Origin of the sequence: Marinobacter shengliensis (assembly GCF_030297115.1) — a bacterium.
Taxonomy (GTDB): Bacteria; Pseudomonadota; Gammaproteobacteria; order Pseudomonadales; family Oleiphilaceae; genus Marinobacter; species Marinobacter shengliensis.
In genome coordinates, this window is the sequence record NZ_AP028062.1 from 1499438 (window position 1) to 1512993 (window position 13556).

Consider the following 13556-nt stretch of genomic DNA (forward strand, 5'->3'; position numbering starts at 1 on the left):
CTCGCGGGCTTTTTTGTTGCTGGGTCAGACGGTTAGCGAGCTAATGCATTCTTTATTTATGGCCCGAAGTGGTCTATGTTCTTAAACGACCGGGATGTTTGCCCGCACTTTGAGACGGGCAACTGACAATAAAGACCAAGAAGAGAAGGAAGAGCACACATGACACTAAAACTCAAAGCGTCCGCGTTTGCCGTTGCTGCCGCCGTGAGCCTCGGGGCCGCATCGACAGCCGTTTCCGCCCAGGAACAGCGCTTCGTGACCATCGGCACAGGCGGCGTGACCGGTGTGTACTATCCCGCTGGTGGCGCCATCTGCCGGCTGGTGAACATGGATCGGAAAGCACACGGTATTCGCTGCTCTGTCGAGAGCACCGGTGGTTCCGTGTACAACCTGAACGCCATTCGCGGGGGTGAGCTTGATCTGGCGGTGGCCCAGTCCGACTGGCAGTTCCACGCATACAACGGCACCAGCCAGTTTGAAGACGCCGGCAAGAACGAGAAGTTGCGGGCTGTTTTCTCACTGCATCCGGAGCCGTTCACCGTGGTAGCGAGCAAGGGCTCTGGCATCAAGAGCTTTGAAGACCTGGAGGGCAAGCGGGTATCCGTGGGCAACCCGGGTTCCGGCCAACGCGCAACCGCTGAAGTTCTGATGGACGAAATGGGCTGGGGTATGGACAAGTTCGCCCTGGCGGCGGAAATCAAGGCGGCGGAGCAGTCCCAGGCTCTGTGTGATGGCAACATTGATGCTTTCTTCTACACCGTTGGCCACCCCTCCGGTGCCATCAAGGAAGCCACCACCTCCTGCGACAGTGTCCTGGTAAACGTGGATAACGCGGCCAGCAAGAAACTGATTGACGACAACCCGTACTACCGGAAGGCGGTTATTCCGGGTGGAATGTACCGTGGGTCTGACCAGGACGTAACCACTTTCGGTGTGGCAGCAACCTTTGTGTCATCAACCGATGTGGCAGACGATGTGGTTTATGAAGTGGTTAAAGCGGTCTTTGAGAACTTTGACAGCTTCAAGCGCCTGCATCCTGCGTTCGGTAACCTGAAGAAGGAAGAGATGGTCTCTGACGCCCTGAGTGCGCCTCTGCATCCGGGTGCAGCCAAGTACTATCGTGAGGCTGGCCTGATCGACTGATCCGGCACGTCGCCGGCAGGGTGGGCGTCCGGCCCGCCCTGCTGATTCCAACCAGGTTATCTCCCATCACAGGTACATTCTATGGCGAAGAACGACCCCGGTACCGGGGCGGGTGTTGACGCCGCCAAGGTCGATCAGCTGTTGCAGACAGAAACCGGAGGCAGGGCTCTCACCGGACCGGCATCTGTCATCCTGTTTATCGTGCCCCTTTGTTGGTCTTTGTTTCAGCTCTGGATTGCATCACCGCTGCCGTTCATTCTGAACTTCGGCATTTTCAATTCCACGGAAGCCCGCTCCATTCATCTGGCATTTGCGGTTTTCCTGGCGTTTTCAGCATTCCCCATGATCAAGGGAGTACACGCCGATAAAGTACCGGTCTACGACTGGATACTGGCACTTGCGGCTGCTTTCTCCGCATCTTACCTTTTCGTATTCTATAACGAACTTTCTACCCGCCCGGGTGCGCCGATTACCATGGATCTATGGGTCGCGCTCGGAGGTCTGGTGTTGTTGCTTGAAGCCACTCGACGGGCCCTTGGCCTGCCGCTGACCATCGTCGCGGCGGTGTTCATCACCTATTCGATTGCCGGCCCTTACATGCCGGATGTCATTGCCCATAAGGGGGTCAGCCTCAACAAGCTGGCGTCTCATCAATGGCTGGGTACCGAAGGTGTTTTCGGGGTGGCGTTGGGTGTATCCACCAGCTTTGTGTTTCTATTCGTACTTTTTGGTGCGTTGCTTGAACGTGCCGGAGCCGGCAACTACTTCATCAAGGTGGCCTACGCCATGCTTGGCCATATGCGTGGTGGCCCTGCGAAGGCTGCGGTGGTGTCCAGTGGTTTGAGTGGTGTTATTTCCGGCTCATCGATTGCCAATGTGGTCACCACGGGTACGTTCACGATTCCGCTGATGAAGCGTGTTGGCTTTCCGGCTACCAAGGCGGGTGCTGTCGAGGTTGCTGCGTCCACCAATGGGCAGCTCACACCGCCTATCATGGGCGCTGCTGCGTTTTTGATGGTCGAATATGTGGGCATTTCTTACCTGGAAGTGATCAAGCACGCCATTCTGCCGGCTCTGATTTCCTACGTGGCATTGATTTACATTGTTCACCTTGAAGCTTGCAAGCTGAAGATGGAAGGCATGGAGCGGCCGAACCGTCCCTCGCTGGCACAGCGAATGCTGAATTGGGTGGTGATTCTGATCGGCCTGATCGTACTCACCTTTGCGGTTTACTATGGTGTGGGCTGGACCAAGGATGTTCTTGGCGAGGCGGCGCCCTGGGTGCTTGGGCCGCTGCTTGTTGCGGTCTATGTGGGTTTGGTTGGCTATGCCACCCGGTTTCCCGAGCTGGAAGTGGATGATCCCGAAAAGGCGATGGGCGCATTGCCTGAGGTGGGCCCCACCGTCAAAACCGGCCTTTATTATCTCCTGCCTGTGGTGGTGCTTGTCTGGTGCCTCACCGTAGAGCGCTTTTCGCCGCAGTTGTCTGCATTCTGGGCGACCCTGTTCATGATCTTTATCGTGATAACACAGCGCCCGCTGAAAACACTTTTCCGCAGCCGCGGCCAGGTGCTCCGTGAGTTTGCCAGTGGCTTTGTTGATCTGGCGCACTCTTTGGCCACCGGCGCTCGCAACATGGTGGGCATTGGTGTTGCCACGGCCACCGCTGGCATCGTGGTTGGCACAGTAACCCTCACCGGTATCGGGTTGGTGATGACAGAGTTTGTAGAGTTCCTCTCCGGGGGGAATCTGCTGTTAATGCTCATCTTCACCGCAGTGATCAGCCTGATACTGGGGATGGGCTTGCCCACCACGGCTAATTACATCGTGGTATCGACACTGATGGCGCCGGTCATCGTTACCCTCGGCGCCCAGAATGGCTTGCTCGTGCCGCTTATTGCGGTTCACCTGTTTGTGTTCTATTTCGGGATACTGGCGGATGATACGCCGCCCGTGGGTCTGGCCGCCTACGCGGCGGCGGCTATCTCGGGCGCAGACCCCATCCGAACGGGTATTCAGGGTTTTACCTACGATATCCGTACCGCCATCCTGCCGTTCATGTTTATCTTCAACACCCAGTTGTTGCTGATTGGCCTGACCGGGTGGGTCGACCTGCTGATTACCGTGGCCAGCGCGGTAACGGCCATGCTCGTGTTCTCTGCCGCGACACAGGGTTTCTGGTTTACCCGCAGCTACAAGTGGGAAAGCCTGCTGTTGCTGTTGATTACCTTCACCTTGTTCCGGCCCGGGTTCTGGTGGGACATGATCTATCCGCCTTATGAAGAGCGGCAGGGCAGTGCGATTATGGAGTACGTCGAGACGGTGCCGGTTGATGACACAACGGTTTTCCGGGTATCGGGCATGGGGCTGGATGGCAGTGACGTGACCACTTATGTTCAGCTCGATATTCCGGCTGGTGGGTCAGCGGAGGAACGGCTCTCAGCCGTCGGTTTGGACGTGTCCGATCAGGGTGACGTGCTGGCGGTGAATTTTGTCGATTTTGGCAGCGCTGCGGAAGATGCCGGTATTGAGTTTGGTTGGAATATCGAAGCAGTTCAGGCAAAGCTCGACCGGCCACCGAGGGAATTGATGTTTATTCCCGCGCTGTTGTTGCTTGGATTGGTGGCGTTTGGCCAGCTCAAGCGCAAAGCCAGGGAGGACGCATCACCTCAAACGGCGTAAAGCTCATGGCACTTAGTGAAAACCCGGCGTTGCTGCCGGGTTTTTTTCTGTTAGACTCGCCCTCAAACCGGCCCGTGGTTTGTATCACGGAGCCCGGCCACCATGTGATCTTTGGTATAGATCACCGCTGAGAAACCATCAGGAGAGAATCATGCCCGTCATTACCCTGCCGGATGGCAGTCATCGCAGTTTTGCCGAACCCGTTACCGTTCATGATGTGGCCGCCGATATTGGTGCAGGCCTTGCCAAGGCCGCCCTGGCTGGAAAAGTGAATGGCAAACTCGTGGATACCAGCTACCTGATCGAAAACGATGTGGATCTGGCCATCGTAACCGAGCGCGATGAAGACGGCGTAGACGTGATTCGCCACTCCACGGCACACCTTATGGCCATGGCGGTACAAGATCTGTTCCCCGGCGCCCAGGTAACCATCGGGCCGGTGATCGAGAACGGTTTCTACTACGACTTCAAATACGAGCGCCCGTTTACCAACGAAGACCTGGCGCGCATCGAAAAGCGTATGGAAGAACTCGCCAAACAGGACCTGCCGGTCTCCCGTTCCATCATGTCCCGGGAGGAAGCGGTCAAACTGTTTGAAAAAATGGGTGAGGAATACAAGGTTCGGATCATCGAGGATATCCCCGGTGAGGAAGATCTATCGTTCTATAGTCAAGGTGACTTTATTGACCTGTGCCGTGGTCCTCACGTGCCCAGCACCGGCAAGCTGAAAGCGTTCAAGCTCACCAAGGTTGCGGGTGCCTACTGGCGCGGTGATACCAGCAATGAACAATTGCAGCGTATCTACGGCACGGCCTGGGGTAACAAGAAAGACCTGAAAACCTATCTGCATCGCCTGGAAGAGGCCGAAAAGCGGGATCACCGAAAGATTGGCAAGAAGCTGGGCCTGTTCCACATGCAGGAGGAAGCTCCCGGCATGGTGTTCTGGCATCCGGATGGCTGGTCCCTGTACCAGGAAGTTGAGCAGTACATGCGGGCCAAGCAGCACCAGCATGGCTACAAGGAAATCAAAACACCGCAGGTGGTGTCCCGCACGCTCTGGGAGAAGTCCGGGCACTGGGACAAGTTCAAGGATGGCATGTTCACCACCGAGTCCGAGAAGCACGATTACGCCATCAAGCCCATGAACTGCCCGTGCCACGTACAGGTGTTCAATCAGGGTCTGAAAAGCTATAAGGACTTGCCGCTGCGCCTGGCAGAATTCGGCTCATGCCACCGAAATGAAGCCTCCGGGGCTCTTCATGGCCTGATGCGGGTGCGTGGATTCACTCAGGATGATGCCCATATCTTCTGTGAAGAAGACGCCATCCAGGAAGAAGTGTCGGCGTTCATGAAAATGCTGCACGAAGTATACGAGGACTTCGGTTTTACCGAGATTCTGTACAAATTGTCCACTCGCCCGGAGAAGCGCGTAGGTTCGGACGAGGTCTGGGACAAGGCGGAGGCTGCTCTTGAAGAAGCCCTGAACCGCGAGGGTGTTGATTGGGAATTGTTGCCGGGCGAGGGTGCCTTCTACGGTCCCAAAATTGAATATTCCCTGAAAGACTGTCTCGGCCGGGTTTGGCAGTGTGGTACCATTCAGGTGGATTTCTCAATGCCAGGCCGCCTGGGTGCCCAATATGTGGCCGATAATTCCGAGCGGAAAACTCCCGTTATGCTGCATCGGGCGGTTCTCGGGTCTTTTGAGCGGTTTATCGGTATACTGATCGAAGAATACGAAGGCGCATTCCCCACGTGGCTTGCTCCGACACAGGTTGCGGTGCTGAATATTACCGATAACCAGCGTGATTATTGTCAGAATCTGGCCAAAAAGTGGGATTCTTTGGGTTATCGGGTTAATGCTGACTTGAGAAACGAGAAGATCGGCTTTAAAATCCGCGAGCATACTCTTAACAAGGTTCCCTACCTGATCGTTGTTGGCGATAAAGAAATCGAGAACAACGCCGTTGCAGTAAGAACTCGCAAAGGCGAAGATCTGGGCACCATGTCTGTCGACGAGTTTGAACAGCTGCTTGCAGCTGACGTCGACCGAAAAGGCAGAAACAAAACGGAGATCTGATTATTAAACAGCGAACGAATCGGGGTGGGCGTACTCCAAAAGCGCCTATCAATGAGAACATTGACGCAACTGAAGTCCGTCTGATTGATGCCGAAGGCAATCAGGTCGGGATAGTACCCATCGAGGACGCGATCCGCATGGCGGAAGAAGCCACCCTTGATCTGGTGCAGGTTACGGATTCCGATCCGATCGTCTGTAAGATAATGGACTACGGCAAGAAAATTTTTGAAGAGAAAAAGGCCAAGGCGGCTGCCAAGAAAAAGCAGAAGCAGACGCAGGTCAAAGAGCTGAAGTTCCGACCAGGAACGGAAGAAGGGGATTATCAGGTCAAACTACGCAACCTGGTACGTTTCCTTGAGAACGGGGATCGCGGCAAGATCACGATTCGGTTCCGCGGCCGTGAGATGGCACACCAGGAAATTGGTATGAAACTCATGGCTCGGATTGAAACCGACATCGAAGAACTTGCAACGGTTGAGATGCGGCCGAAAATGGAAGGCCGGCAGATGACCATGATCGTGGCTCCCCGCAAGAAGAAGTGAACCTGATCCCAGCACGGGTCCCCCGCAGCGGCGGGGGATTTGTCGTTCAGGGGCACAGTTGTTTTTATTCATAATAGAATGCGGAGTTTTAAAAATGCCGAAGATGAAAACCAAAAGCGGAGCTACCAAGCGGTTCAAGAAGACCGCCACCGGCTTCAAGCACAAGCAGTCCTTCACCAGTCACATCCTGACCAAGAAGAGCCCGAAGCGTAAGCGTCAGCTGCGCGGCACCAAGCTCATCGCCAAGTCGGATGTTGCATCTATCAAGCGCATGACCGCGTGCTGATCCAGCCGCGCGAAACGTTCCTTAGAAAGTAAAGGTAGAAGGATTAAAGTATGGCTCGTGTAAAGCGTGGCGTGGTAGCACGTCGTCGTCACAAGAAGATTCTCAAGCAGGCCAAGGGTTACTACGGCGCTCGTAGTCGTGTATTCCGCGTTGCCAAGCAGGCGGTTATCAAGGCTGGTCAGTACGCCTACCGTGACCGTCGCAACCGTAAGCGCGCTTTCCGCGCTCTGTGGATTGCCCGTATCAACGCTGGCGCCCGTGCAAACGGCCTGTCGTACAGCCGTCTGATCGCTGGCCTGAAGCAGGCGAATGTTGAAATCGATCGTAAGGTTCTGGCTGATCTGGCCATGAACGAGCAGCAGGCGTTTGCCGCTGTGGTTGAGAAGGCCAAAGCATCCCTGTGATCGCTTAAGCTCTTTCATCGATTACTGATCGATCCGGGTGCTTCATGTCATCGTGAATGCGCCCTCTGATAGGGGAAGGGCACGCTCTTCCCCTATTTTTGTTTTAACCTACCCCATTTCTGGTTTGGAGCAGGGTCAATGGAAAACCTGGAGCAACTGGTTCAGGACGGGTTGAACGCGGTAGAAAACGCGAGCGACCTTCAGGCACTTGATCAAATTCGCGTGGAATACCTCGGCAAGAAGGGGGTGATCACCCAGCAGGCGAAAACCCTGGGTAAACTCTCTGCGGAGGAGCGTCCTGCCGCCGGCCAGAAGATCAATGAAGCCAAGGGGCAGGTTGAGCAAGCTATCAATGCGCGCCGGGCAGATCTTGAGACAGCCGCCATAGAGGCGAAGCTGGCCAGCGAATCCATTGATGTGACCTTGCCCGGCCGTGGCCAGGACCTGGGGGGCTTGCACCCGGTCACCCGCACCCTGCAGCGTATTGAAGAGATCTTTGCCCGCGCCGGTTACAGCGTGGAGCAGGGGCCGGAAATCGAAGATGACTACCATAACTTCGAAGCGCTGAACATTCCCGGGCATCACCCGGCCCGTGCCATGCACGATACCTTCTATTTCAATCCCGGCACTCTGCTGCGGACCCATACCTCTCCGGTTCAGATCCGTACCATGGAAGCCGGCAAGCCGCCCTTCCGGATGATCTGCCCGGGCCGCGTGTACCGCTGCGATTCGGATATGACTCACACCCCCATGTTCCACCAGGTGGAGGGGTTGCTGGTTGAGAAGAACGTCAGCTTTGCGGATCTGAAAAGCACGGTGGAAGAATTCCTGCGGGTGTTCTTCGAGCGTGATCTGAAAGTACGTTTTCGTCCGTCGTATTTCCCGTTCACCGAGCCCTCCGCGGAGGTGGATATCGAGTGGGGCCGGGAAGCAGACGGCAGCATCAAGTGGCTGGAAGTGATGGGCTGCGGCATGGTGCACCCGAAAGTGTTCGAGCATTGCGGTATTGATGCCGAAGAATATCGTGGCTTTGCCTTTGGTCTGGGCGTTGAACGCCTGGCCATGCTCCGCTACGGCGTGAAAGATCTGCGCATGTTCTTCGAAAACGACCTGCGTTTCCTGCGTCAGTTCCGTTAAGCCCAAGGGCAGGACGACGTACGCAGAGCTCAGAATCAACCGCATAAACCGCATCAGGACAAGGCAAGAACGATGAAATTCAGTGAACAGTGGCTGCGCGAGTGGGTTAACCCGAACCTTGGATCCCAGGAATTGATGGACCAGATCACCATGGCCGGGCTGGAAGTGGATGGCTTTGAGCCGGTGGCCGGGGAGTTCAGCGGTGTGGTGGTTGGCGAGGTGATTTCCGCCGAACCCCACCCGGATGCTGACAAGCTGCGTGTGTGTCAGGTGAGTGACGGGACCAATACCGTTCAGGTGGTTTGTGGCGCTCCCAATGTGCGCGCCGGCCTGAAAGTGCCGTTTGCGGTGGTTGGTGCGGTGTTGCCCGGTAACTTCAAGATCAAGAAGGCCAAGCTGCGTGGCCAGCCTTCCGAAGGCATGCTCTGCTCCGAATCCGAACTGGCGCTGTCTGAAAGTCACGATGGCCTGATGGAATTGCCTGTTGATGCGCCGGTTGGTCAGGACGTAGCGGATTACCTGAAGCTCAACGACATCGCCATTGATGTTGACCTCACTCCGAACCGCAGTGATTGCTTGTCCATCAAGGGGTTGGCCCGGGAAGTGGGTGTTCTGAACAGCCTGCTGGTAGAGGCACCAGACATTGCTCCGGTGGAAGCGGTGCATTCGGAAGTGCCGGATATCCGCGTAGAGGCGCCGGAAGGTTGCCCCCGTTACCTGGGGCGCGTTCTGCGAAACGTAAATCTGCAGGCGGAAACACCCTTGTGGATGCAGGAAAAGCTGCGCCGTTCCGGTATCCGGTCCATTGATGCCGCAGTGGATGTCACCAACTACGTGATGCTGGAACTGGGCCAGCCCATGCACGCCTTCGACCGTGACGAGATCAGTGGCGGTATCATTGTGCGTATGGCCAAGGCAGGCGAAAAACTGGTGCTGCTGGATGGTCAGGAAGTTGAATTGACTCCGGAAACCCTCCTGATTGCGGACCACCAGAAACCGATTGCCATTGCCGGCGTTATGGGTGGGGAGCACTCCGGGGTGAGCCCGAAAACCCGGGACCTGGTGCTGGAGTCGGCCTATTTCGACCCCATTACCCTGGCGGGTAAGGCCCGCGAATATGGTTTGCACACCGATGCCTCCCACCGTTTTGAGCGTGGTGTTGATTACCAACTGGCTCGCGATGCCATGGAGCGGGCAACGCGCCTGCTGATGGACATTGTTGGTGGCGAGCCCGGAGAAATCGTGGAAGTGGCAAGCCAGGAGCACTTGCCGAAAGCGAGAGTGATCGATCTGAGGGAAAAACGCCTGGCCGATGTGCTGGGCCTGGCGATTGACCGCACCACGGTGGAAGAAATCCTGTCTCGTCTTGGTCTGCATATCGACAAGTTACTGAAAGACGGCTGGCGCATCAGTGTGCCCAGCTTCCGCCCGGACATTTCCATCGAAGAAGACCTGATCGAGGAAGTCGGTCGTATCTTCGGTTACAACAACCTGCCGGTGACCGAGCCAACGGGCTCCCTTGGCTTGCGGGCGAGGGAAGAGGCGGTACGGCCGTTGTCGGCCATTCGCAACTTCTTCGTGGCGCAGGGCTACCAGGAAGCAGTTACCTACAGCTTTGTTGATCCGAAGGTACAACAGCTGATCGATCCAGAGCGGGAAGGCATTGCTCTGGCCAATCCGATTTCGGCGGATTTGTCAGTGATGCGTACCACCCTGTGGAGCGGCCTGTTGAAGACAGTAGTGCACAACCAGAACCGCCAGCAGCCCCGCATCCGTCTGTTTGAAACCGGTCTCAGGTTTGAGAAAAATGACGGTGAGATCGACCAGCAGCCGATGCTAGCCGGTGTGGTGGTGGGCAATCAGGCACCGGAAAACTGGGTAAACGGTCGCAGAACAGCGGACTTCTTTGATGTTAAAGGAGAGTTGGAAAGCTTGTTCCGTGTGCTGGGTATCGAGATTCAGTTCATCGCCAGCCAGCATCCGGCGCTGCACCCGGGCCAGACCGCTGAATTGTTGCGTGACGGTGAACATGTGGGCTGGTTGGGCACGTTGCACCCACAAGTTCAGAAAAATCTTGAACTTAATGGCACGATCCTGATGTTTGAGCTATTCTTGAATTCGATCGTTACCGGATATGTGCCTAATTTCAAAGATATTTCAAAATTTCCGGAAGTTCGGCGGGATTTGGCTATTATTATCGGGAGCGATGTGGCGTTCGCCCAGGTTGAGCATGTGGCCAGGAGGCATGCTGGTGAACACCTTACGGCGTTGCGTGTGTTTGATGTCTATGAAGGCGAAAGCCTGGGTGAAGGCAACCGAAGCCTGGCGCTCAGCCTGTTCTGGCAGCATCCCGAACGCACGCTCAATGAAGATGAAGTGCATTCGCTCTTCAACGGCGTTATTGATGCCTTGAAAGAAGAGCTGGGGGCAACACTGAGGAGTTGAGAAATGGCGGCTTTGACGAAAGCGGACATGGCAGAGCGCTTGTACGAGGAGTTAGGTCTTAACAAGCGTGAGGCCAAGGAAATGGTAGAAGCTTTCTTCGACGAAATCAGAGGCGCACTCAGCCACAACGAGCAGGTTAAGTTGTCGGGATTTGGCAACTTCGATCTCAGGGACAAGAAGCAGCGCCCGGGACGGAACCCGAAAACGGGTGAAGAAATTCCCATCAGTGCACGACGCGTAGTTACGTTTCGACCAGGTCAGAAACTGAAGCAGAAAGTAGAAGCGTATGCTGGAACCGAGTCATAACAACGAGCTCCCCGCCATTCCGGGGAAACGCTATTTCACGATTGGTGAAGTGGCCGATTTGTGTGCTGTAAAAGCCCACGTATTGCGCTATTGGGAACAGGAGTTTCCCCAGTTGTCGCCGGTCAAGCGCCGGGGCAATCGTCGTTACTACCAGCGGGCGGATGTGATCACCATTCGTCAGATCCGTAGCCTGTTGTACGATCAGGGCTACACCATCGGTGGTGCCAAGCAGAAGCTGAGCAGCTCGGAAGTCAAAGACGACACCTCCCAGTACAAGCAGCTGATCCGGCAAATGATCACCGAGCTGGAAGAGGTACTGGATGTGCTGAATTCCCCCGCCCGGTAAGTTGCCTCGGGGAACGCAGTGTAAGCCGTTGATGAAAGGCCGGAGTGGGTACCCACTCCGGCCTTTATGCTTTCTGGCGTGCGCTTTCTGCCTATTTGGTCTTGCAGGTTTTGATCCCCAGCAGGGAATAGGCGGGGCAGTTGCCAATGGCAGCGGTGGCCAGGGGCACCACACCAATCCAGCCCCAGGCCGTTTGTGGCCCTACAAACACCAGGGCAATCAGAACAATGCCGACAATGGCGCGAATAATCCGGTCCGCTGAACCCATGTTTACCGTCATCTTTGTCTCTCCTGTTTGATGTCGGGTGATGCTGGCACTATAGGCCTGCGGCGACGAGCGTTCAGTGATAAAGTCACACAGGCAACCAAGATTATGCGTCCGGAGCCAATAATGGCGAAACACAGTATTCTGGAAACCCTTAACGAAAGCCTGCGCAAAGACACGCTGACGTCGATCAGTGTTATGCGATTTCCTCCAGGGCAGGTGCTTTTCAGCGCTGGGGAGCATTGCCGGGGGCTGCCATTGGTGCTTGATGGCAGCATCAAGGTCCAGATGACCGGCGTTTCCGGGCAGGGCATCGTGTTGTACCGGATGGGTGCTGATGATATATGCACCTTGTCGATTGGCTGCCTGATGACCGGCCGTGGCTACCGGGCCGAGGCCATCGTTGAGGAAGAGGCGGAAGCGGCGATCATCCCTCGAGGGCTTTTTGACCGGCTGATGGACCAGTCCGCCGAGTTTCGGCTGGCGATTATGGAGTCTTACGGAAAGCGCCTCGACGATCTCATGTTGCTGGTGGAGGAGGTGGCGTTTCGCCGGATGGATGAGCGCCTGGAAGAGTGGTTGCTGGCGCGGGCGAGTCATGGCCAGCGGGTGCTGGCCATTACCCATCAGGAGCTGGGGATTGAGCTGGGCACGGCTAGAGAAGTGGTCAGCCGCCTGCTGAAGGAGCTGGAGCGGCAGGATCAGGTCAGGTTGGCCCGCGGCAAGATTGAGCTGACGGGGCTTGCCGATAAGCTAGCGCCTGCCTGAAACGCTGTGCACCAGTCGTGCCAGCTGCCCTGCGGTTGTTTCCAGATTATCGGCGGCCTGGGTGTAGGCCTCCTGCAGTTCCATCGGTGCAGGGGTAATGGAAAAGGCAGCAGACAACCCGAGGCGGTGCAATTCTCCCAGTTCCGCCCCCAGTTTCCCTGCCAAGCCAATCACCGGAACACCGTATTTTTTTGCCAGCGAAGCAACGCCGGCAGGGGTTTTGCCGTAGGCGCTCTGGGAGTCAATCGCCCCTTCGGCAGTGATCACCAGGTCCGCTTGGGCCAGATGGCTTTCCAGCTCCACGGTTTCCATCACCAGCTCTATACCCGGGCGCAGTTCCGCCCCCAGAATACCCGCAATCATGCCGCCGATTCCGCCCGCCGCGCCACTGCCCGGAAAACTGGCAATATCCATTCCTTGCTGTTCCACCAGGCGGGCAAAGTGCCCCAGATTGCGATCCAGCTCCACCACTTGCCGGGAGTCAGCGCCTTTCTGCGGCCCGAACACCGCTGCCGCGCCATTCGGCCCCAACAGAGGGTTGTTGACGTCGCAGGCCACAACCAGGTTTACCCCGGCCAATCGATCCAGAGCTGGGGCCAGGTCCAGGCTGGCCAGTTCTGCCAGGCCGTTACCGCCGCCCGGTATGGGGTGGCCACCGTGATCCAGAAGACGTGCCCCGAGGGCTTGCAATATGCCAGCGCCACCATCGGTGGTGGCGCTGCCGCCCAGGCCCATGATCAGGGTTTTGGGTTTGTGCTCGAGGGCGGCCAGAATCAGTTCGCCGGTACCAACGCTGGACGCTGTCAGGGCATTTCGGCTGCGGGCCGGCACGCAGTGCAAGCCGCTGGCCTCGGCGACCTCAACAATGGCAATCTCGCCATCATTAACCAGACCGTAGTGAGCTGAGACGAGTTCACCCATAGGCCCGGTGACCTTAACCGTGTGAAGCTGCCCCCGGCGCGCCTCCGTCAGAGCCCGGGTGGTGCCTTCACCGCCATCGGCCAGCGGCACCGTCACAAGCTGGTCATCCGGGGCTGCCTGTCGCCAGCCCCGGGCAATCGCCTGGGCCACCTGTTCGGCGGCCAGGCATTCCTTGAAGGAATCGGGGGCAATGACTACTCGTAGAGTGTCGGTTCTGTTCGTCAACATTGGAGA

The 13556-nt window shown here is 56.7% G+C and carries 13 protein-coding genes; 11 read left to right on the forward strand and 2 right to left on the reverse strand.

Translation table 11 applies throughout. From position 1 onward, the window contains the following. The first annotated feature begins 159 nt into the window (after positions 1–159). The 10 genes from QUE75_RS06840 (at position 160) to QUE75_RS06885 (ending at position 11368) form a co-directional block, all read left to right on the forward strand. Positions 160–1143, forward strand: coding sequence for a TAXI family TRAP transporter solute-binding subunit (locus tag QUE75_RS06840; protein ID WP_106695346.1), 984 nt, complete (start codon positions 160–162; stop codon positions 1141–1143). An 81-nt stretch (positions 1144–1224) separates the two neighbouring features. Then, positions 1225–3825: a TRAP transporter permease gene (locus QUE75_RS06845; RefSeq protein WP_286254608.1), complete on the forward strand. Its 2601-nt coding sequence runs from the start codon at positions 1225–1227 to the stop codon at positions 3823–3825. A 151-nt stretch (positions 3826–3976) separates the two neighbouring features. Next, positions 3977–5902, forward strand: coding sequence for a threonine--tRNA ligase (gene thrS / locus QUE75_RS06850; RefSeq protein WP_286254611.1), 1926 nt, complete (start codon positions 3977–3979; stop codon positions 5900–5902). Further along, complete coding sequence (infC, locus tag QUE75_RS06855; RefSeq protein WP_082780529.1) at positions 5899–6444, forward strand: translation initiation factor IF-3; 546 nt, start codon at positions 5899–5901, stop codon at positions 6442–6444. The genes thrS and infC overlap by 4 nt, the downstream gene beginning before the upstream one ends. Positions 6445–6538: 94 nt before the next feature. Beyond that, positions 6539–6730 (forward strand): 50S ribosomal protein L35, encoded by a 192-nt coding sequence (gene rpmI, locus QUE75_RS06860; protein WP_007151842.1) that lies wholly within the window; start codon positions 6539–6541, stop codon positions 6728–6730. Positions 6731–6780: 50 nt separating this feature from the next. Further along, complete coding sequence (gene rplT, locus QUE75_RS06865; protein WP_286254613.1) at positions 6781–7134, forward strand: 50S ribosomal protein L20; 354 nt, start codon at positions 6781–6783, stop codon at positions 7132–7134. Positions 7135–7272: 138 nt separating this feature from the next. Continuing rightward, positions 7273–8271, forward strand: coding sequence for a phenylalanine--tRNA ligase subunit alpha (gene pheS / locus QUE75_RS06870; protein ID WP_061331702.1), 999 nt, complete (start codon positions 7273–7275; stop codon positions 8269–8271). Positions 8272–8343: 72 nt separating this feature from the next. Then, positions 8344–10716 (forward strand): phenylalanine--tRNA ligase subunit beta, encoded by a 2373-nt coding sequence (gene pheT, locus QUE75_RS06875; RefSeq protein WP_286254616.1) that lies wholly within the window; start codon positions 8344–8346, stop codon positions 10714–10716. A gap of 3 nt (positions 10717–10719) precedes the next feature. Continuing rightward, positions 10720–11022, forward strand: a complete 303-nt coding sequence (ihfA, locus tag QUE75_RS06880) for an integration host factor subunit alpha (protein ID WP_044386556.1) — start codon at positions 10720–10722, stop codon at positions 11020–11022. Beyond that, the gene (locus QUE75_RS06885; RefSeq protein WP_058093133.1) at positions 11003–11368 is read left to right on the forward strand and encodes a MerR family transcriptional regulator; all 366 of its coding nucleotides are present in this window, start codon (positions 11003–11005) and stop codon (positions 11366–11368) included. The genes ihfA and QUE75_RS06885 overlap by 20 nt, the downstream gene beginning before the upstream one ends. A gap of 91 nt (positions 11369–11459) precedes the next feature. Here the strand turns inward: QUE75_RS06885 and QUE75_RS06890 are convergent, their stop codons facing one another. Continuing rightward, a complete protein-coding gene (locus QUE75_RS06890; RefSeq protein WP_061331704.1) occupies positions 11460–11648 on the reverse strand; it encodes a YgaP family membrane protein in 189 nt (62 codons plus the stop codon). A 111-nt stretch (positions 11649–11759) separates the two neighbouring features. Between QUE75_RS06890 and QUE75_RS06895 the strand changes: the two genes are divergently transcribed. Further along, positions 11760–12401 carry a Crp/Fnr family transcriptional regulator gene (locus QUE75_RS06895; RefSeq protein WP_286254624.1) on the forward strand — a complete coding sequence of 214 codons (642 nt, stop codon included), beginning with the start codon at positions 11760–11762 and terminating at the stop codon, positions 12399–12401. Here QUE75_RS06895 and QUE75_RS06900 read toward each other — a convergent pair. Further along, complete coding sequence (locus tag QUE75_RS06900) at positions 12387–13550, reverse strand: glycerate kinase (protein WP_286254627.1); 1164 nt, start codon at positions 13548–13550, stop codon at positions 12387–12389. The genes QUE75_RS06895 and QUE75_RS06900 overlap by 15 nt on opposite strands. Positions 13551–13556 lie beyond the last annotated feature (6 nt).